Raw genomic sequence first — 20,896 nt, 5'->3', positions numbered from 1 at the left:
ACGTATAGACAAAATTTGAGAAAAAGCCTGTTCTCAGGACTTTTTATTAATTATGAGATGTTCAAAAGAAGAAATGCTGCGTCACATCCAGAACCTCTCTTTTCCCCGCAGAGCAGGTTCTCCTGGAGAGGAAGCGGCCTTCCGTTACATCATGAATTTTTTCAGAAGATACCCCTTTGACATCGAAGTACAGAACTTTGCATTTTCCACTTTGCCGCCTGCCCTGGTCCCAAGATTGATCCCACTGCTCGTCGTCATTTTGCTGCTGCTCTCTTCTACTTTTCTTGGCGGCCTTCCCGTTCTGAGCACCCTCATCGCCTCTTCAATCATTCCGATCTTTATCTTCAGCACGAGATGGAGCTGCATTGCAGAGATCATCTCGGGATACGGAGGAACCGAAGAGTCAAGAAACATCATTGCCAGGATCCCTGGTAAGGGATCCGAAAGAGAGATCGTCTTCATGGCGCATTACGACAGCAAATCTCAGATCGTACCAATCATGCTCAGAATAGCGGGAACCATCGTTTTTCTTCTATTATCCTTTGTAACCGCTGCCCTTGTCATCCTCGCCGCTTCCGCAGCACCATTCGCTGGAAAAAAGTCCATCCTGTACACACTTTCGATCGCCTGCCTTTTTGCCCTTCCTGGAATATTAAATTTCAGCAGGAACAGATCTCCCGGAGCCATCGACAACGCATCCGGCGTTGCTCTCCTTTTAGAGCTGGCCAGAGTCATAAGTGAGAACCATCGAAAGGGGATGCCTGCGTTCACATTCGTGGCAACGGCTGTCGAAGAGGAGGGACTGATTGGCTCGCTCCACTTCATCAAGAAATTCGGCAGCAGGTTTGACAGGAGGACGACCTCCTTCATCAACTTCGATGGGGCCGGTGCACCAGGAAGGATCATCCTGATGGACCGATATGGAATCCCTCCGGTGAAGACCGGAAAGACGCTGTCTGGCCGATTCATGAACATTGCAGGAGAACTCGGGATCGACCTGCACCAAGGCTATCTTCCACCAGGAGCCGGGGTGGATACGCTTCCCATTTCCTATAGGGGATTTGAGGCCATAACCTTTTCGAGCGGGAAGCTAAGCAGGGCCATACTTTCCATACACACTCCTGGAGATACACCAGACAACGTCAGCATTGACTCGCTCGAAAAGCTGGCGACTCTTTCCATCGCTTTTGCAATGTATTGAATGGTTTTGATTTCAAGCAGTAGATGCGACCCTGATCTATAGCATGGTGTAGGCTGCAACGATCTAATACGTTAACTATGCCACTAATCCTGTTTATTATCGCAATTGTTTTCAGGAATGTCATGCAGTTTTTCCTCACGGCCGGGAAGATAAGAGGAAGAGTGGTCGCAGGAGCGGGAACCGTCTCCCTCTACATTTGCTACATACTTTCCCTAATCCTTGCCCTGAAGCACCTGTGGCTTCATGGTGAAGCAGATCTCTTTTTCACTCTTGGGTATCTGATACTTCTTTCAGGGATTCTTCTGAGAGTTGGGGGGCTAAAACAGCTTGGAAGATACTACAGCTCCTTCGTAGAGATCCGTGTGGATCAGAAACTCGTGACAGAGGGCCTTTACTCGCTGGTGAGACATCCTCTACATCTATCCTATTTGATGGAAGTGGGCGGGATGTCTCTAATTTCCACCAGCCTGCTGTCCATCTTCCTTTTCCTGGCATCTCTCATCACGATAATCCTGAGAAACAGGAAGGAAGAAAAGGCCCTCACGGAGCACTTCGGAAGCGAGTATTTAACCTATATGGCGGCGACTCCATCTATGAACATCTTAAGAGGAATCATGCATAAGATCCGGAAACATAAGAAGAAAAAATAAGAATGGAAATTTTATATTCATGCTCAAAACTGAGGGTTACTCAAAAAGAATGATTGAGGTTGACTTGGCCATGAAATAGTGGTAATTTTGCTACCTTTGCATTAGTTTTCAGGTATTTTCTTAAGCCGGAAGTTTTTAAGATAGGAAATTTGGGAAAAATATCACAAATTGATATGTTGTTTCGACCTATGGATGGAATACAGGAGGTAAGATAAACCTCAGCATAAAGATCAAGAAAAATTAGATACCAATATTGGTGGGAAGCGAACATCATATCGGTCAATGATGAAAAGCGGAGTTTCCCTTCCTTTCTCTGCCTGCGCTTCCCACCATTTTTATTCTTGCCATAATTTCCGTTAAAAGGTTCGATCTACTCTATAACCCGGATGGAAACAATTCGGCATATTCTTTCTTGATACAACGATCCATGACGACTTTCAATCCCGCCTCCCTGGCCCTCCTTGCCGCATCCTCATTGATGACTCCTTCCTGCATCCATACTACCTTTGCCCCGATCCGTATCGCCTCCTCTACGATCTCGCCAACGGCCTCGCTCTTCCTGAAGATATCCACAATCTCCACGTTGCCATCAACATCAACGAGTCGCGGATAGCACTTCTTCCCAAGGATCTCGCGATAGCTGGGGTTCACCGGGATGATATCGAACCCGTTGTCCTGGAGGAACTTTGCAACACGGTTGCTATCCCTCGATTCATCCGCCGACAAACCAACGACGGCCACTCTTCTGTAACTGGAGAGGATCTCCTTTCTCTCATTTTCAGAGAGGCTGGCAGGTTTCGTTTTCATAAAAGTCACCATGTTACAATAAAATTTGCATCTTGACAAAAATCTATGCGGATGAGCGGGAAAGAAGACAGATCTTTTGAAAGACAATTGAGCTATGCAAGAAGTTTCCTTCCGATTGCCCTACGGAAAAGATCAAGAAGGATCTGAGGAAGTTCCTGCGCAAACAGTTCCATGCCTCCTTTTGAATCCTTAATGGAAGAAGACGAAGGTTGCGGAGAAAATTTAAGATGGTAGAATTGGTAAAATCGGAGGCCAAATATGAGGAGAAAATTCTATCTTCCCATATTTATCGCTCTTTTATGTTTCATCACCCCAGCGCTCTCAAGAGATGCCGTGCCGGCAGAGAAAGTCTTTTCCGGGTCCTCGGAATGCCGGAAATGCCATGACCTTCAGTACTGGGCATGGTATGCATCCATGCATGCCAGGAGCGTCAACAGCAAGAACATCCTCTTCACGAAGATCTTCGACATCGCCATGGAAGAATCCAGAGGGACCATGAGGGATAAATGCCTCTCCTGTCATGCGCCGATCGCCGTTGCCCTCAACGACCTGAATCTGAAAAGAGATATCTCAGAGGAAGGAATCACCTGCGATTACTGCCATACGCTGAAGGGAGAAAAGCGGGAGGGAGAGTATTTCAACATCGTCTCCTCGCCGGGTGATACAAAATACGGGCCTTTTACCGACTCCTCAACGGAAGCACATAAGAGCGAATTTTCAGAGATTTACGCAAAATCGGATTTCTGTTTCAAATGTCACTCCTCCATGAAGAATCCTTCAGGCCTGGAGATCTGTTCGACCGACGTGGAATGGTCGGGAAGCTGGTATGCTCAGAAGAAGATGACCTGTCAGGAGTGTCACATGCCTGCCGTTCCGGGAAAAGCGGCGCCGACCGGACCCGATCGGGAGAATATCCACCTTCATAATTTCTTTGGCGGTCATGACACCGGTATCCTGACCAAGGCGGCTCGCGTGGACATTAGAACGGAAGATTCGGAATCGGGAAGGAAACTGATCGTCGCCGTGACAAACACAGGCACCGGACATGATCTTCCCACGGCCTCTCCACTCAGAATGATCTTCCTGAAGCTTTATGCTTACGATCCTGACGGCAAAGAGCTCTGGACAAACTGGAAGGACGATCCTGTGGCCGAGGATCAGCAAGCTGTTTTCGCAAGGATACTCACCGACGAAACTGGGGAGCCCACATTTAGCTGGAAGGCGACAAAAGTTGCCCTCGATTCACGATTGAAAGCCAGGGAGCAGAAAGAGTTGACATACATGCTGCCGTCGGAGCTCAACATCGCAAAAATCACGGCAAACCTGCAATACAAACTGGCACCCGATTCACTCCTTAGAAGGTTGAAGATCGATGAAAGCGATCTCAAAACTCTGCACACCATCGCCCGAGCTGAACTCTCCATCAACGGGGGAGAGGTGGCCGGGCCCAAGATCGTAGTGAAGCAACCGGAAAAGCAGGAACAGCAGGTGATGAGGACGATCAAAGTCTATTCGGAAAAGTTCAAATTCACTCCGGACGAGATCAAGATCAAGCAGGGAGAAAGAGTCAAGTTGATCATTTACACTCTCGATGATACGCATGGATTCCGGTGCAAGAAATTGGGGATCAACGTTAAGGTATTCAGGGATAAACCTGCAGAGATCGAAATCGAGGGGAAGGAAAAAGGGGAATATCCCTTTGACTGTTCTCATCCATGCGGGGATCGCTGTTTCAAGATGAAAGGGGTCATCATCGTCGAGTAAGACTCTCGACGATTTCCGCCTCGAACTCTTTCAGATAAGAGTCTCTATAGTAAAGTTTTTCCATCACGTCGCATAGTCATCTGGGAATCTTTTCAAGGATTTTGCGGGCGGCTTCGGCCGTGCCCCCTTCCTGTTCATACTGGAGGACAGTCTCGAGATGTTTCCTCGCCAGATCGTGCTTTCCATATGCAAAATAGATACTTCCGAGCAGACCATGCGCCTTGAGGTACTGAGGATTTAGCTTGAGGGCTTGATTGAGATACTCGATGGCCATTTGCGGAAGCTTTATATCAGGTTGCTCACCCTTCCTCCTGGCACTGTTGAATTTCTTCCAGTAGTTCAGCGCAGTGCTGTAATAGGGAGTGGCATAGTTCTGTCTTATGGTGATGGCAGTCTTGAAGCACTCCTCCGCCCTGTCAAACTCTTCCCTGCCCATGTAAATGTTTCCGAGATTATTGTAGGCGGTCGACCTTCCCTCCTCATCGTAATTGGCCTTGATGGCTTTGATGTATTCTTGCTCTGCTTCCTTCTCTCTGTCCGTTTCGTTGTACGCAAGACCGAGATTCAGATGTGGAAGCCCTTCATCGGGCAGCTTGCGGACGATGTCCTCCCAGAACAGGACATCATCCTTCCAGACGGGATTTCTGCAGACAGTCTGAACCGAATAAACGGCAGTAACGGCCACCAGGACCATGACGATGATGACCGACATGGCTTTTCTGAGCATGGTCGATCCTTTCAACTTCAGAGGAACGTAAAGGGCGAGAATGCCTGCCATGAGGGAAAATGCAAAAGAAGGTATGTATAGATACCGCTCTGCAAGAGGAGTTTCGGAGACCTTTATGACGGCCACCATGATGGATGGAAGGAGCGTGAGCAGGAAGAACGCAATCGCAAAGAAGATGGTCTTTCTATTCTTTGACAGAGCCCATAGAGCCAGAACAATCAGCGCCACCAGGACGACAATGCTGAGAAGCGTGAACACGATACCTGACGGCACTTCCGGTATGTAGGCCTTCAGATTTACCGGAAAGAAAAGCTTCTCAAGATAGAAACCATAAGAGTTGATAAAATTCCTGGGCAGTTCAAGGAGGACGTCCGACTGAAACGGCCTCCTGGTAGGCTCCTTCAACGCAGAATTTCTCATCAGGAAATAAACGACGGCAGCCCCGACGAATGCGATGTAGCTCTTGAACTGGAACTGACTCCACCAGGAGATCTTTCTTACCATGTCACCGGCATACCTTTGCTTTTTCTTCTTGCTTTTTTCTCCTTTCCTCTTTCTGTCCTCCCCCTGGCTGATTGCATCGATCAGGTGAACCAATCTTGAAGAGAATGCCAGGTCGATGACGGGAAGGAGCAGGATGAGTGAAAGTGCTGTCTCCTTGGCGAACGCCGAAATAAGAAATGCTAGCACTGAAAGGAGAAGAAAAGCCATGCTTCTCCCATCACCAAGCATTTTGGCATTCTGCCCCTTTCTATGGAGAGACGAAACAGAACCGGTATGCTTCGAGAGCCAGAGCCGATCGTTTGTTTCGAGATGCTTCATGTAGAACCAGAGCGAGATGAAGAAGAATAATGCTGTCAGAACATCCGAGCGACCCGCCATCCAGGAGACTGATTCCGTATGGATGGGATGAACGGCAAAGAGAAGGGATGCCACTAGCGCCGCCAGGGAGCCGTACTTACTTCCTTTGAGGATCCGCCTCACGAGGAAGAAGACAAGAACAGTGATGATGACATGGAAGATGATGACGGAGAGATGAAATCCGAAGGCAGCATCAATGGAACTTCCCCACAGCTTCTTATCGATGAGAAAGGAAAGGATAATGAGCGGCCTGTAATAATGGATGCCGAACTGCGGGATACCTGACGGCGGGAAGAAGACGTCTTTGATGGAGCGGAAGGCGCTCAACTGGTTCTTCAGAACAATAGGATCATCCCAGATGAAGCCATTGGAGAGAGCGTTATAATAAACTCCAAACGCAGCCAGCGCCGGGATGATCCACAGGAAGCTCAGCAATTTCTTATTCATATCCCTCGAAATTACAAGGTGGCTTTCAGCCGGTTAATGCACCTTTGATGCAATAATTATAATGTTCTCTCCCCATTTCGGTGGCAGGATCGGATATGCCAGAAGGACCTCGACGGCGCATGGCAGCGAGAAGATGGGATACTGGAGCCAGCACGGGAGGAACTTAACATACGGGACATCCCAGAACCCATCCGAGAAAGATCTTTCCACCTTCATCCCGCTCCGTCTAACAATAGCCAGCCACTCCGCGGGGGCAAGAAGGGAAACATGCGTTTTGTCCTTAACGGCAAACCAGTCTTCCTTCTTGAGATACCTCATGGGAGATTCCATGTTGGGAACAGAGATGATGATCCTTCCTCCATGAGCAAGCAGATCGCAGCAGCGACGTATCGCCTCCTCAGGCTCCTTCAAGTGCTCGAAGATGTACTTGGAGATGACAAGATCGAAGTAGTTCCTCGAGATGCTTTCCGGGATTCCCTCTTCGATATCCCCCTTGAAGAGCTTCGAGCGAGGCGCGATCAGTCTTCCCCTTTCAATGGCATATTCCGAAATGTCCATGCCCCACGTCTCACAGCCCTTCTCGAGTCGTGCGAGAATGAAGGGTAATCCGCACCCTGCATCGAATACCCTTGGTTGTCTCCCCTCTATGCCAATCTTTTTCAGACTCCTCTGCACGAGGAGAGCGTAAAACCGCACAGACCACCAGTTGACACTGAACCGCCTCAGCTCTCCCGAAGGGTAGATCTCCTCATAGAACTCCTCTGTATATCTTGCCATCCCTTCTCGCATCATTCTCTCATGTTCAGGACTCTTGTGATGGCTTCCTTCACATCTTCCACGGTGATGAGTCTCATGCATTCGGCATCCCTTGGACAGGGAGGCGTGTAACCGTACTGCGTGCAGGGAGAACACTCCAGGCTCTTGGTGATGGCAAGATACCGCCTCCCGACCGGAGCCCATTTCTCAAGGATCCCCGGACCGAAGAGATGGACTGTTGGCGTACCGACACCATATGCTATGTGAAGGATCCCTGTGTCGCTGCTGATGTAGATATCAGCCATTGAAACGATGCCAGCCGTCTGGGGAAGGGATGTCTGCCCCGCAAGATTGAGGACTCTGTCTCCCGCAACTTCCCTCTCAATGATGGCAGCATCATCCATGTCTTCCTTCCCGCCGACGATGACAACGCGCATGCCTTCAGATACGAGCCACTTAGCCAGCGATGCAAATTTTACTGCTCCCCACTTACGCTCTGGAATACTGGCTCCAGGAGAGATGACGACCATCCTCCCTGAAGAAAGATTTTCAGAACCGAATCTCTTCAATCTTTCTCTTGCCCAGCGGATGTGTTGATCATCTACCGGGTAAAAAGGCTCATCCCTGCCAAAGGTCGTCTCTTTCCCAGTCAGCACGGAGAAGAGATTCAGAAAAGAATAGATCTCATAGATTTCCTGGCTATAGGGGGCTCGATGGGTGAAGAGAGTCCCCCTCTTACCGGTGTCGAATCCGCAGCGGTACTTCGATGCGGTCAGGAATGCGACGATAGCCGAGAGGTTGTGGTACTGCTCCGTATCGATGACGAGGTTATATCCTTCAGCCACCACTTTAAAAAGATCGAACGTGCTGAACCTGTCATACAGGAGTACTTTAGTCGCGACGTGATTCGCATTGAGGACGCCACTGTTTCTCTTCTCTGCAAGGATGTGGAGTTCAGCTCCGGGAAATTCCGCCTTCAGATGGTGTAGCAGCGGGTAGAAGAGGACGGTATCCCCGATCCCTCCCGGCCTGATGACCAGGATTTTCCGGATATGAGGATAATCACCCTTTGCGATTGGAACGGAGGAGGAGCTTCGAGAAGACATCCGCACGAAGAGCGAGATAAAATTGCACAGGAGAGAACCGCAGACCCTGTCCAGCCCCTTGATGAATCCTATCTTCTTTTCATTCATGGTTTTATGATGTTAGCAAAAATCTCCTAGAATATCTATTTATGAATTGCGTCTATTTGGTTGACATACTGCAACAATAGATTAAAATTATCAGGAACTTTAAATATACTTTGGAGGAAGCGCAATGAAAAGTCATTTAAAAGGTTGCTTTTTAGGTTTCATCCTGATTGCTGCTTTTCTGTTTTCAGCATTCTCTCTGGCAGAGGAGAAGACCCGGTACCGCTTGATCCAACTCTTTCCTGAAGATGCTGCCATCGTTCCGACACAGTGGTGGGAAGCCCAGATCCGCTTCATCAGTGATGGCCAGTACAGGTCGGCCAATATCCCCGACAGCGATACTTTCGTTCTTTCCCCCATCGTTGCTTTCTCGCTCAAAGATGACCTCGAGGTCGGGGCAATTCTTTCCATTGAAAACATCGATTATGATTGGAAGTTCAAAGGTGATGACAGCAGCAGCGGAATTGCAGATACCGACATCTATGTGAAGTACCGCATCGTGAAAGACCCGGCAGATTTCACGCTTGGCGCCGTGGCCACCCTGCCCACCGGAGATGAAGATGAAGGAAGAGGAGCGGGTAAATTCAATGTGGAACTTTTCGGCAGCGGAAGAAAAAGCATGAAAGATTTTACCATCGCCGGAGTGTTCGGCTTCAGGCTCAACAGGGATGCCACGATCCTGGAGATCGATCTGGATGCGAAAACATCCTTCATCCTCGGCGGAGGGATCATCTATCCCTTCTCGGATACCCTGGCATTTACCGGAGAGCTCAACATCGAGACGGAACGTTACGATGACATGGATGCCGACATCAGGGTGACGCCCGGGATCCAGTTCAACGCTTTTAAGAACACCGTCATCCGCGGCGGCATAGGTCTCGGGCTTGCCGATGGTGCCCCGGACTTCGAGATTATTGCCTCCTACGTCTACACATTCTGATCCGGGATCATTGGCTTCCAGGTCTTTACATTCTTGTGGACCCGGATCTCTTGAGCAGGATTCAATCGGCGAAATATCTCTCGAAAAGAATTCACCTAGCAAAATATCTGTTAAGAAAAATTTACTTGGTGAGAATATCAAGAAGATCCGAGATATGTTTGATTTTCGGGCAATCAACATCATCGACTAGTGAATATCGGTCGATGAGGAAGGCATCCATCCCGGCACTCTTGGCTCCTACAATATCAATGGCATAGACATCCCCCACATAGAGAGATTCTGAAGGGGTGGCATGGACTTTCTTCATGGCTTGTCGGAAGATCTCCGGATTGGGTTTCTCGACGCCCATCCAGTGGGAATCAAAAATGTATTCGAAGTAAGAGACTAAACCAGCATCCCTGAGGTCGTTGGCTACTCTCCCGTGAGCGTTACTGATGACAGACATCGGGAATCCGCGGTTTTTCAGCTCATCGAGGATCTCCATGACGCCGCGAATGGGAGTCTTCCACAAACCCTCTTCGGCGTTCCTTTCCCATAGATGTTCAATGACATCTTCCATGGAGCCATCCTCGGCTCCCGCCTCGCGGAAAATGATATTGAAATAGGACTTCCACAGGTCGACCGGCTTCTTGTCGCTACCCCGGAGAGTCCTGTCTACCCAGGCACGCGCCTTCCCCTCTGCAAAGGCTAAGAGCGACTCATCCGTCTCATTCCCTTTCGCCCTGAGGAGCTTCCTCAGATAGGAATAATCAAGGTCGATGAGCGTCCCCCCCGCATCGAAAAAGATATACATGATATGGTCCAGTCTCTTGAGATTTTCAAAATGCCTTGTTTCCATCATTTTTTGTAAACGTTAAAATAGCCAAAAAACCCGCAAAGGTCAATGACTGACATTCTGGAATATATCCTGGAAGCATAATTTGCACACTATAGAAATTATTGCATTACTGGATAGATAGATGTAAGATTCAAAACATTGGTTATCAGATACCTAGCTTCTTATCGCCCATTCATTGGGCTATCTTTCAGGTTCGCTATACGTTGGACGGATATGCGGGTGGCAGGTAGATCATGAGGCAATCAACCAGCTCAAGCGATGTGAGTAAAGTTGTGTCGGCGATTGAAGCGGATATCAAGGAGGCTGAAGTTGGATATTTATGAAATCATAAAATTGCGCAAGAGCGTTCGTTATTTTCAGCCGAAAGATGTGCCGGAAGAAGTGATCACACGGCTTCTTGAAGCGGCTCGTCTGGCACCATCGGCAAGCAACCGGCAGGAATGGAGATTCGTCGTCGTACGAGATGCGGCGACGAGGAAAGCGCTGGCGGATGCTTCCTGCAAACAGAGGTTCGTCGCAGAGGCCCCCGTCATCTTCGTCTGCTGTGCTGAAACCGACAACCATGTGATGGCGTGCGGTCAACTCTGCTACCCCATCGACGTCGCCATCGCCATAGATCACATCACCTTGTGCGCCGTAGCCGAAGGGCTCGGGACTTGCTGGATCGGTGCCTTCTATGAAGAACCGGTGAAAAAGCTCCTTGGAATCCCGGCGCACATCCGCGTCGTGGAACTATTGCCGATCGGTTATCCCAAGGATCCCTGCCCGGTCAGGAAACACCGCTTGCCGCTGAAAGAGATCGTAAGGTACGAACGCTGGGTGTGATGTTTTGTTCTGCCTCTGTCCGCTGGGCACCTTGTCAAGTCCGGGTTTATTCGCTAAACTGAAGCCTCAAAGGAAGCGAAGCTACAATCACAAGAAGGAGCTTCATGGATTTTCATGGAGCCTCGACAATACCGAGGGGTTTGGAAGGAGAGCTACATGACGATCATTCTTGATGGAACCGGACTGACGGCCGAAAAACTGGTCCGCATCGCCCGGCATGGCGAAAAGGTGGAGCTTCATCCTGGCGCGCTGGAACGGATCAGGGAGTGCCGCCGCATGCTGGAAGACAAGATCAAAGCCCGGGAGATCATGTACGGGATCAACACTGGGATTGGTGAGCTGTCGGAGGTGATCCTGACCGATGAGCAGGTGCAGCAGTTTCAGCGATATCTTATTTACAATCATGCAGCGGGGATCGGTGAGCCGGCGCCGGTCGAGTATGTTCGCGGTGCCATGGCGAGCCGGGTCAACGTTCACGCCCATGGAAAATCGGGTTGTCGTCCCGAGATCACTCTAACGCTGGTGGAGATGCTGAACAAGGAAGTCACCCCGGTTGTCTGTCAGAAGGGTTCTGTCGGGGCCTGCGGAGATCTGGCGCCCATGTCGCAGATCGCCCTGCTCCTCATGGGGGAAGGAGAAGCTTTCTATCAAGGGAAGCGCCTGCCAGGAAAGGAAGCAATGGATCGAGCCGGCATTCTCATTCCTGGCCTGCACGCACGCGATGGTCTTGCCATCATCAACGGCTCCAATCTTCTAACCGCTATGAGTGCCATCCATCTTTACGACATGAACCGGTGGCTCAAGCAATCAGAGATTGCCTGTGCGATGACCCTCGAGGCACTCTACGCCAATATGAAGCCTTACGACGTGCGCCTGCACGAGGTGCGCGGCTTCAGGGGAGCGGTGCGAAGCGCCAGAACCATCATGAAGTGCATCGAGGGAAGCGATCTTCTCTCAGGCAAAATCAAGACGAAAGTTCAGGACGCCTATTCAATGCGTTCATCGCCGCAGGTCATTGGCGCCGCTCACGATGCTATCGCCTGGGCCAGGAGCCAGGTAGAGATCGAACTGAACGGCGTTGGCGATAATCCGATCTTCCTGCCCGAGCACAAATTGACCCTCACCGGCGCCAATTTTCAGGGCTCTCCGGTATCTATTCCCATGGATATGGCGGGTGCCGCCATCACCATGGTCTGCGTCCTCTCGGAGCGGCGACTCAACCGCCTGACGAATCCTGCCTTGAGCCAGGGTCTGCCCGCATTCCTGACGAAAGGGGCCGGGATGTTTTCCGGGATGATGCTAAGCCAGTATACGGCGGATATGCTCATCGTGGAACAGAGGATTCTCTCCGCTCCTGCCAGCATCGGCTCAATCTCCGCTGCCGCAGATCAGGAAGATTTCGTTTCGATGGGGATGAACACCGCCATCAAGAACGATCAGATCCTGGATAACGCATACGGCATCCTCGGGATAGAGTTCATGGCAGCGGCGCAGGGTCTCGATTTCCGCGAGTTCACCCCCGGGCGCGGTGTTCAGGCTGCCAGGACCGTCATCCGCAGGTACGTGAAGCATCTTGACGAGGATCGTCCCCTCTATCCTGACCACGACGCGATGAAAGCCCTGGTCAAGCGGTGCGAGATTCTCGAAGAGGTCGAAAAGACTCTCGGCAGCCTGGATTAGCTCTCTTCTACAGTGAATTCCATGATCGTCGCAGTAAACGTGTGCCGGTTAAATCTATCGGTGAATGATTAGATGGAAGCATCTACCGAGGAGAAGAAGCATGTACAAAGAAAAAATTCAGCAGGCAATCGGGATCCTGCGTGAGAAAGATGTGGATATGTGGCTGATCTTCCTGAGGGAGAGTGAAACGAACCACGATCCAGCAATCGATCTCATTCTCGGGACCTCCTGCACCTGGGCCTCGGCCTTTATCATCACGGCTCAGGGGAAGACTATCGCCATCGTCGGAAGCCTCGACAAGGCGAACATTGAATCCAAGGGACTGTACTTGGAAGTCATCGGCTATGTCGGCTCGATCAGGGAACCGCTCCTGGAAACAATCGATAAGATTAACCCCAACAAAATAGCTATAAACTTTTCGAAAAACGACGTCATGTCGGACGGGCTGACGCATGGGATGTATCTCATGCTGAAAGAATATCTGGAAGGCTCTCCCTTTGCGGACAGGATCATCTCTTCTGAAAAGATCATCTCCGCCCTGAGGGGGCGAAAATCGCCCGCAGAGCTTCAGAGGATCCGTGCGGTCTGCAGCTTGACTGAAGTGATGTTCGATCAGGTCACATCCTTCCTGAAAGCCGGACAGACGGAAGCGGAGATCGCAGCTTTCCTCGTCGATCAGGCAAAAAAAGCCGGAGTCGAACTTGCCTGGGATCCCGGCCATTGTCCTTCCGTTTTCAGCGGACCGGAAACTGCTGGGGCGCACTTCGGGCCGACGGAGAGGAAAACGGAGAAGGGGCACATCATGAACATCGACTTCGGCATCCGGAAGAACGATTTCTGTTCTGACATGCAGAGAACCTGGTACTTTCTGAGGGAGGGAGAAAAGGAAATTCCGTCGGAAGTTCTGAAGGCCTTCCATGCTGTCCGGGACGCCATCCAGAAGGCTGCCGAGTTCATCAAGCCCGGTGTGGAAGGGTGGCAGGTGGACGATGTAGCGAGAAGTCATATCACATCGCTCGGGTACGAAGGGTATCCCCATGCCCTCGGACACCAGATAGGAAGGAAAGCCCACGACGGCGCAGGGCTTCTCTGCCCGAGGTGGGAAAGGTACGGCACGCTTCCCTTCGAGAAAGTCGAGGAAGGTCAGGTCTACACGCTGGAACCCCGCGTGACCTGCCAGGGGCACGGGATCGCCACGATGGAAGAGGTAATCGTCGTCACGAAGGACGGCTGCGAATTCCTCTCCCACCCCCAGAAAGACCTCTGGCTGATCAAATAAAATGGATGATTGATATTATTGAAAAAGGAGATGGCAATGGCTATGGATATCAATGTCATGTCATTCAATTGTGCCTGGATCATCTGACGCCCTCTCAGCAGCGTGCTCTCGAGGAAGATTTAGAGCTGGCATCGCAGATCCAAAGGGGACTCCTCCCGAAGAAGGATTTCCAATATAGCGGATGGGAGGTTGCTTACTACTATGAGCCATCTGGTTTTGTCAGTGGCGATTATTGCGATCTGGTGACGTCAGACGATGAAGCTCTCTACTTTATCCTGGGAGATGTTTCGGGGAAAGGTGTTGCAGCGTCAATGCTCATGGTTCATCTGCATGCGATGTTTCGCAGCCTCATTTCTGTGGGCTTACCACTCCATCAGCTGATGGAGCGGGCAAGTCGCGTCTTCTGCGAGAGCACTCTGCCCACACAGTATGCCACTCTCGTATGTGGGAGAGCGGAAGGCTCAGGGCAAGTGGAAATATGCAATGCAGGGCATCTTCCACCCTTATTGATCCAGAATGGAAACGTATCAGATGTGAAAGCAGCAGGCCTTCCAGTAGGTATCTTTTGTGATCAGCAATTCTCTCCTATCAAATTACAGTTAGCCGAGGGAGACACAATTCTCCTTTTCAGTGATGGTCTTACTGAGGTGCAAAACTCAAGCGGCACAGAATACGGAAGAGAGCGTCTTGCCAAACTGGTAGACAAGAATCAAGCATTGCCGCCAGAGAAACTCGTTGCGATCTGCCTTGGGGATCTCAGAACTTTTCGTGGTCAGGCAACAGCGAAAGACGATCTTACCATCATGGCCATCCGCCAGCTCTGAAAGAATTTCAATTGGAAAAGTTGTTCTTGCATGCGGGGGGATTTGTATAGTATATAGGAGGCTCTTGACCAGGAGGAAAGAAGCGCGGGTTGAACGGATAAGATCCACAATGAGATTCATAAATAAGATAAGAAGCGAAACGATGTCCAGTCCTCAATGATGATAAGTTTTCAATGATGATCAGTCTTGAAGGGAGGTCTTATGGAGCCGTCCAATAAGAAAGTTCTTCCACCGAATGCCTATACTGAACTGAAGCCTGGCGAAAGATACATCCCGGTCGTTCCCGCTGAGAAGCTCGTGCCGGAGATAACTAATCGTTCCGTCCTCTTCGGCGTCTTGATGGCCGTCATATTTTCCTTTTCCGCTGCTTACCTGGGATTGAAGGTCGGACAGGTATTCGAGGCCGCCATACCGATTGCCATCCTCGCCGTCGGGCTATCCAACATCTTTGCAAGAAAGAACACAATCCTCGAGAATGTCATCATCCAGTCCATAGGTGCGGCTTCCGGAGTAGTCGTGGCAGGAGGGATCTTCGTCATTCCCGCTTTCTACATACTGGGGATGGATAAGGATATCTCGCTTCTGGAGACGTTCCTCTCCGCTTTCCTCGGCGGCAGCATCGGGATCCTCTTCCTCATCCCGCTGAGGAGGTACTTCTGCGTCGAAGAGCACGGGAGGCTCCCATTCCCGGAAGCGACGGCTACGACTGAGATCCTGGTTACCGGCGAAACGGGGGGAGCCCAGGCGAAAGTTCTCGTCTGGAGCATGGTCATCGGCGGCATCTATGATTTTATCGCCGATGTCCTTTACGGCTGGAACTTTCACCTGGAATCGAAGAAGATCTTCGCGGGGTTAGGGCAATTCCTCGCCGAGAAGTACCGGATGGTTCTCAAACTGGATGCGCTGACCGCCATCCTCGGGCTCGGCTACATCATCGGCCTGAGATACTCCTCGATTATAGTGGCGGGAAGCTTCCTCTCCTTTCTTATCTTCGTGCCGGCCGTTTTCTTCTTCGGACAACACCTTGGCGATACCATCATCGCTCCGGGAACGAAAGCCATCGCCATGATGACCGAGAGGGAGATCTTCTCCGCATATGTCCAGAAGATCGGGATCGGCGCCATTGCCTGCGCCGGGATTATCGGCATCATCAAATCGGCAAAGATCATCGTCTCCTCGTTTGCAGTTGGATTCAAAGAAATGTTCGGCACATCGCATGCTGGCGCAACGATAAGAACGGATAGAGATATCTCCATGAAATTGATAATCTCCCTGGTCGGCATCTTCCTGCTATCCATACTCGTCTTCTTTACATTTGTAACCAAGGCGTTTTCCGTTGCTATCGTCGGGCTGATCATCGTGGTTATCCTCGCTTTCCTCTTCACTACCGTGGCGGCAAGGGCTATTGCCATCGTCGGAACGAACCCCGTTTCCGGTATGACGCTCATCACCCTCATCATCACGAGCCTCATTCTCTCCATGATCATTCCTGAAGGATCCGGAACCAAGGGGATGATCATTGCGCTCATCATGGGCTGTGTCGTCTGCACGGCGCTCTCCATGGCCGGGGGATTCATCACGGATCTAAAGATCGGCTACTGGCTTGGCGCCACACCTCAGAATCAGCAGAGGTGGAAGTTCTTAGGGACTGTAGTCTCTGCCTTATGCGTGAGCCTTGCCATCCTCGTCATCAACAAGGCTTACGGATTTGCCATCATGGAGGGTGGTGCTCTCGTTCCCAATCCGAATGTGCCGGCTCCGCAGGGGAACCTGATGGCAACCATCATCCAGAGCCTGATGGATCCGAACCAGCAGCAGCCCTGGCTGCTTTACGGAATCGGCGCTCTCATCGCCGTGATACTCGAGATGAGCAAAGTGCCTCCCCTTCCCTTCGCCCTCGGAATGTACCTCCCGATCCAGCTCACCACGCCACTTTTCGTCGGTGGATTCCTGGCCTGGCTGGTCGAGACGAGCAGCAAGAAGAAAGATGTCAGCGATGCGAGAAGAGACACGGGTATCCTCATCACATCCGGCTTCATTGCTGGCGGAGCGTTAATGGGAATGCTCGGCGCAGTCCTCAATCTTGACTGGCTAAAGGAGAGGATACTCCAGTACATCAGCATAGGCATGAACTACACATGGCAGACTCGGACCATCGGAGGAGAAACAATGCAAAAACTGGTAGAAGATGTGCCACGTGCCTATTATCAGCACTGGGGTCAGTGGATCGGTCTGATCATGCTCATAGTCATCTGCGTTTTCGTCTATTATTACTCAAAGCACGCTGCCAAAGAATAGTCAAGCTCTGTATAAAATTACGGTCAGGTGCTAGATAAGGAATTTGCCGTTCTGGAGGATATATCTGCTGTCTGAAGTGATGGTCACCTTCTCGACGAGGGCATCGTAGTGGTGCTTGCTCTTGTTCTTCCCGAGCCCATAGGAATCGCCGATGGCGAAGTGGCAGGTCCCGAAGGCCTTCTCAGCCTCGAGCATGTTCTTGCAGATCTTCGCTCCCCTGTTTGTCCCGATGCCAAACTCTCCGACTATCCTGCCTGATTCATCGCTCCCGATATTCTTGACCACGGCTTCGATTCCTTTCCCCTTGAATCTCACGAGCTTTCCAGCTTTGAACTCCATCTCTCCCCAACCGACCTTATCATCGATGAGGCTCATGACTATCCTGCCGGTGAAGGAATCCTCGACTGGGGCAGTGTAGCACTCCCCGGCGGGGAGATTGCCATGCTTTCCCTTCTTGCTGATATTTCCGTTGTCGTTTTCCCACCTTCTTCCTTCCAGGCTGAATCTGATGTCGGTTCCTAGAGGATTGGTCACATGGACCACTTTCGCGTCGGTCATCTTCCTGATCACCTTCCTGGAGAGATCGTCCATCTGCTTGAAGTCAATGTTGACGAGCCGCTCCATCATGTCCACCGTGATACCCGGCATCATACAGATCCTTCCATACCTGGAGCCGTTCCTGACCATGAAGTAGCGGAAAGGTTTCTCCTGGATCCTTGAATCGAGCATGTACATCGTGACGGTTACCTTTTTTATCATCTCCTCGAACAGCTTCGTCGGCTCCGTAATTGGCCGCAGTGTTTCAGTCATCAGGTAGGTCGTTGTCTCTGCCCCTGCCTTCTTGCACCAGAACGCCAGCGCTTCCGCCACAGGCATCTTCTGCCTATCGGTCACGAGAAGGACCTTCTCGCCTTTCTTGATTTTCAAAACATTCATAATCGCCTTCTTCGCGGCACTCAAAAGTTTATCCATTCTCCTTCTCCTTTCTCCAAGGTAATATTGCCTATGACCACAGCGCTGATTTTCAAAGCGGAGCAGCAAGCTTTTTAAAATACTTCACTGTTTCTTCATCAAGTCGGATGGTAACCTACCGCTTTCCATTCAGTGCCAGCGACGGGGGATGAGTTTACGGGTGATATGCTCCAGGCAGGGGAAGCTGTTCCTCACTCTCTTCAGGTACTGAAAGTCAAGTCTGGCTGTAACGACTCCTTCCCCATCCTGAAGGAGAGCTACGACCTTTCCCCAGGGATCGATGATGGCGCTGTGCCCATAGCTCGACCTTTTCTCGCTGTGCCTACCCGCCTGGGCTGGTGCCACGATGTAAACCTGATTCTCAATAGCTCTTGCTCTCAGGAGCGCCATCCAGTGGAACATCCCGGTATAGGAGGTGAAGGCAGAAGGAACGAAGATGATCTCCGCACCCTTCAGGGTCAGGCTCCTAAACAACTCCGGAAATCGCAGATCGTAACAGATGGTCATCCCCCATTTTCCCTTATCCGTCTTCACGAGTACGACGTCCTTTCCCCCCTCATAGTAGTTGGATTCCTGAAAGGCTGCCTTCCCCTTAATGTTGATGTTAAACAGGTGGATCTTTCTGTAAACGCCTATGCTCTTCCCTTTCGGATCGATCAGGACGCTCGTATTGTAAATCTTCTTGCTTCTCTTGATCTTCTCCGGAATGCTGCCGCATAGCAGGAAGATCCCGAGGTCCTTTGCCAGATTCCTCATTCTTTCTATCAACTCTCCGCCGATCGGTTCGGCATAGGGAATCTCTTCTCCTTCGGAGCTCAGATACGAGAAGTATTCCGGAAGTGCAATGAGCTCTGCTCCTCCGGAGGAAGCCTGCTTGATAAATCTTTCCGCCTTTTCGATGTTCAGGTCTCTTTTATCTGTGGAGTTCATCTGAATGGCAGCAACCTTGATCATAAAAAAGCTCCTCATTTTCTTGATAATTTTACCTTTTTCAACATCCTGACACAATTCATTTTTTACTGGAGTTTGCGGCGTTGATGCTACCCCGCTTTGATGGTATATTTTCAAATCAAGAAAATGGCTGGGAAAGGAAGAGCCTCTTGATGCTTAAAAGGATCAGGCTGTGGCACTTCATCGTGCTTCCCCTTATCACGATCTCCCTGCTCCTCTCTCTATGGTTTTACCTGCAGCACATCCTATTTAACCTGAGGGATCTTCCAGTCTTCTACACACACCTCTTCTACGGAATCAGAGCGGTTATCTCGTCTCTGGCCATGGCTTCGCTTGTTGCCTGGCTCGCCATCCGGTACCGAAGAAACTATGAAGAGGAGATCCGGAAGAAAACAGAGGAACTGGAGAAGGTTAAGGATTATCTTTACACGATAATCAACGATGCTGCGGAAGCCATTATCGGAATGGACCTCAACGGAAAGGTCACTTCATGGAACAAAGCTGCCGAGCAGATCTACGGATATTCTGAAAAAGAGATGCTGGGAAAGGGCTTTGAAAAGCTTCTCCCCGAGCATCTGCTGAAAAGCCAGGAACTGGAGATGATCTCCAGGGAGGTCAGCGCAAAAGGATACGTTAAGTCTCTCATCACAGAAAGGATAAGAAAGGATGGCCGTAAGATCTGTGTAGCCATCACGAGAACGGCGTTGCGGGACAAAAGTGGAAATCCCATCGGAAGCTCGGCCATAGTCAGAGATATAACAAAGCTGAAGGAAATGGAAACCAAGCTCATAGAATCGGAGAGGCTGGCCGCCGTTGGCGAGCTCGCCGCCAGCATCGCCCATGAGATAAAGAATCCTCTCGCAGGCATCAGAAGCGCAAGCGAGATCATCGTCGATTCCTTCCCCTATGGGGATCCCAAGCGGGAGATGACCGAAGAGAGCATCCATCAGATCGACAGGCTCGACAGGACGATCAAAGACCTGCTTGTCTTTGCCAAGCCCAAGGCTCCAGTTAAAGAGGAATGCAATATCAACGATATCGTCAACAGGGTCTTCATAGTCCTGAAGGAAGATCCCGCTGGAGAAAATCTCAAAATTGAAACACGGCTCTCTGAAAACCTGTCATCCCGGAGAGCCGACCATCAGCAGATTGAACAGGTTCTCTTCAATGTGGGGTTGAACTCCATGCAGGCGATGAATCATCATGGAACGCTCACCATCCGGACCTATGAAAGGGATTCTAAGGCTTGCATCTCCTTCACCGACACGGGAACGGGGATTCCCGAAAACATCAGGGATCAGATATTCAAACCCTTTTTCACGACCAAGGCAAGGGGGACGGGCCTCGGCCTTTCCATCGTCAAGAAGATAGTTGCTTCTCACGGCGGCGAAATCAAGATCGAGACCGAAGAAGGAAAAGGGACGACCTTCACAATCTGCCTTCCCTGATCCCCTTCAGGATAAAGAGTAGTGCATTAATACCTCGAATGTTCTATGATAAGGAAGCATGAGCTATTTAACATGAGTGCGATCATAGCGGGTATCAGGCGTGGGTAGCGAGAAAATCCTTATCGTAGATGACGAAAAGATCATACGGATGACACTGAAGGAACGCCTTCAGAAGGAGGGGTATCAGGTCCTCGAAGCCGAGAAAGGGGAACAGGCTCTATCGTTTCTCGGCGAAGAGGGAATTGACCTTATCCTCCTTGACTACAGACTCCCTGATCTGAATGGCATCGAGATCCTCAAGCGTGTCATATTAAGTTATCCCGACACGATGACCATCATGATGACTGCCTATAGCAGCATCAGCAACGCCGTGGAAGCTATCAAGCTCGGTGCCCACGATTACATCAACAAGCCGTTCAGCCACGACGATCTCATTAT

18 protein-coding genes are annotated in these 20,896 nt (G+C 50.5%); 11 read left to right on the top strand and 7 right to left on the bottom strand.

What is annotated here, in order from left to right; all coding sequences use genetic code 11:
- Positions 1 to 73 precede the first annotated feature (73 nt).
- A complete protein-coding gene (locus AB1756_05855; GenBank protein ID MEW5806852.1) occupies positions 74 to 1,201 on the top strand; it encodes a M28 family peptidase in 1,128 nt (375 codons plus the stop codon).
- 122 nt (positions 1,202 to 1,323) lie between these two features.
- Positions 1,324 to 1,851, top strand: a complete 528-nt coding sequence (locus tag AB1756_05850; protein MEW5806851.1) for an isoprenylcysteine carboxylmethyltransferase family protein — start codon at positions 1,324 to 1,326, stop codon at positions 1,849 to 1,851.
- 375 nt (positions 1,852 to 2,226) lie between these two features.
- Here AB1756_05850 and AB1756_05845 read toward each other — a convergent pair whose 3' ends face one another.
- Positions 2,227 to 2,658 carry a CoA-binding protein gene (locus AB1756_05845; protein MEW5806850.1) on the bottom strand — a complete coding sequence of 144 codons (432 nt, stop codon included), beginning with the start codon at positions 2,656 to 2,658 and terminating at the stop codon, positions 2,227 to 2,229.
- A 258-nt stretch (positions 2,659 to 2,916) separates the two neighbouring features.
- On the opposite strand from AB1756_05845, the gene AB1756_05840 reads away from it, so the two are divergent.
- Positions 2,917 to 4,422 (top strand): cupredoxin domain-containing protein, encoded by a 1,506-nt coding sequence (locus AB1756_05840; protein ID MEW5806849.1) that lies wholly within the window; start codon positions 2,917 to 2,919, stop codon positions 4,420 to 4,422.
- Between the two features lie 76 nt (positions 4,423 to 4,498).
- Here AB1756_05840 and AB1756_05835 read toward each other — a convergent pair whose 3' ends face one another.
- From AB1756_05835 to AB1756_05825, 3 genes are read right to left on the bottom strand one after another with little or no spacing between them, the layout of a single operon-like run.
- Positions 4,499 to 6,457, bottom strand: coding sequence for a tetratricopeptide repeat protein (locus tag AB1756_05835; protein MEW5806848.1), 1,959 nt, complete (start codon positions 6,455 to 6,457; stop codon positions 4,499 to 4,501).
- A 33-nt stretch (positions 6,458 to 6,490) separates the two neighbouring features.
- On the bottom strand, positions 6,491 to 7,234 hold the full coding sequence (locus tag AB1756_05830; GenBank protein MEW5806847.1) for a methyltransferase domain-containing protein: 744 nt from the start codon (positions 7,232 to 7,234) through the stop codon (positions 6,491 to 6,493).
- An 11-nt stretch (positions 7,235 to 7,245) separates the two neighbouring features.
- On the bottom strand, positions 7,246 to 8,406 hold the full coding sequence (locus tag AB1756_05825) for a glycosyltransferase family 9 protein (GenBank protein MEW5806846.1): 1,161 nt from the start codon (positions 8,404 to 8,406) through the stop codon (positions 7,246 to 7,248).
- Positions 8,407 to 8,530: 124 nt separating this feature from the next.
- On the opposite strand from AB1756_05825, the gene AB1756_05820 reads away from it, so the two are divergent.
- Entirely contained in the window at positions 8,531 to 9,343 is an 813-nt protein-coding gene (locus tag AB1756_05820; protein ID MEW5806845.1) for a transporter, read from the top strand.
- Positions 9,344 to 9,464: 121 nt separating this feature from the next.
- Here the strand turns inward: AB1756_05820 and AB1756_05815 are convergent, their stop codons facing one another.
- Positions 9,465 to 10,136, bottom strand: coding sequence for an HAD family hydrolase (locus tag AB1756_05815; GenBank protein MEW5806844.1), 672 nt, complete (start codon positions 10,134 to 10,136; stop codon positions 9,465 to 9,467).
- 354 nt (positions 10,137 to 10,490) lie between these two features.
- Between AB1756_05815 and AB1756_05810 the strand changes: the two genes are divergently transcribed.
- The 5 genes from AB1756_05810 to AB1756_05790 all read left to right on the top strand — a co-directional run bounded on the left by AB1756_05810 (position 10,491) and on the right by AB1756_05790 (position 17,087).
- The gene (locus AB1756_05810) at positions 10,491 to 11,006 is read left to right on the top strand and encodes a nitroreductase family protein (protein ID MEW5806843.1); all 516 of its coding nucleotides are present in this window, start codon (positions 10,491 to 10,493) and stop codon (positions 11,004 to 11,006) included.
- Between the two features lie 156 nt (positions 11,007 to 11,162).
- A complete protein-coding gene (locus tag AB1756_05805) occupies positions 11,163 to 12,686 on the top strand; it encodes an aromatic amino acid ammonia-lyase (GenBank protein ID MEW5806842.1) in 1,524 nt (507 codons plus the stop codon).
- Positions 12,687 to 12,786: 100 nt separating this feature from the next.
- Positions 12,787 to 13,965, top strand: a complete 1,179-nt coding sequence (locus AB1756_05800) for a Xaa-Pro peptidase family protein (GenBank protein ID MEW5806841.1) — start codon at positions 12,787 to 12,789, stop codon at positions 13,963 to 13,965.
- 5 nt (positions 13,966 to 13,970) lie between these two features.
- Entirely contained in the window at positions 13,971 to 14,789 is an 819-nt protein-coding gene (locus AB1756_05795) for a PP2C family protein-serine/threonine phosphatase (protein ID MEW5806840.1), read from the top strand.
- 201 nt (positions 14,790 to 14,990) lie between these two features.
- Positions 14,991 to 17,087 carry an oligopeptide transporter, OPT family gene (locus tag AB1756_05790; protein MEW5806839.1) on the top strand — a complete coding sequence of 699 codons (2,097 nt, stop codon included), beginning with the start codon at positions 14,991 to 14,993 and terminating at the stop codon, positions 17,085 to 17,087.
- A 30-nt stretch (positions 17,088 to 17,117) separates the two neighbouring features.
- Here AB1756_05790 and AB1756_05785 read toward each other — a convergent pair whose 3' ends face one another.
- Both AB1756_05785 and AB1756_05780 read right to left on the bottom strand, forming a co-directional pair.
- Positions 17,118 to 18,059 (bottom strand): aminopeptidase, encoded by a 942-nt coding sequence (locus tag AB1756_05785; GenBank protein ID MEW5806838.1) that lies wholly within the window; start codon positions 18,057 to 18,059, stop codon positions 17,118 to 17,120.
- Positions 18,060 to 18,188: 129 nt separating this feature from the next.
- Positions 18,189 to 19,013, bottom strand: coding sequence for a carbon-nitrogen hydrolase family protein (locus tag AB1756_05780; protein ID MEW5806837.1), 825 nt, complete (start codon positions 19,011 to 19,013; stop codon positions 18,189 to 18,191).
- A 149-nt stretch (positions 19,014 to 19,162) separates the two neighbouring features.
- On the opposite strand from AB1756_05780, the gene AB1756_05775 reads away from it, so the two are divergent.
- Positions 19,163 to 20,458 (top strand): ATP-binding protein, encoded by a 1,296-nt coding sequence (locus tag AB1756_05775; GenBank protein MEW5806836.1) that lies wholly within the window; start codon positions 19,163 to 19,165, stop codon positions 20,456 to 20,458.
- 100 nt (positions 20,459 to 20,558) lie between these two features.
- Positions 20,559 to 20,896: response regulator (locus AB1756_05770; GenBank protein MEW5806835.1), on the top strand; the 338-nt coding region annotated here is incomplete at its 3' end.

The organism is Acidobacteriota bacterium (genome assembly GCA_040752675.1).
Lineage (GTDB): Bacteria > Acidobacteriota > Polarisedimenticolia > JBFMGF01 > JBFMGF01 > JBFMGF01.
This window is presented reverse-complemented; position numbering and strand designations above follow the sequence as displayed.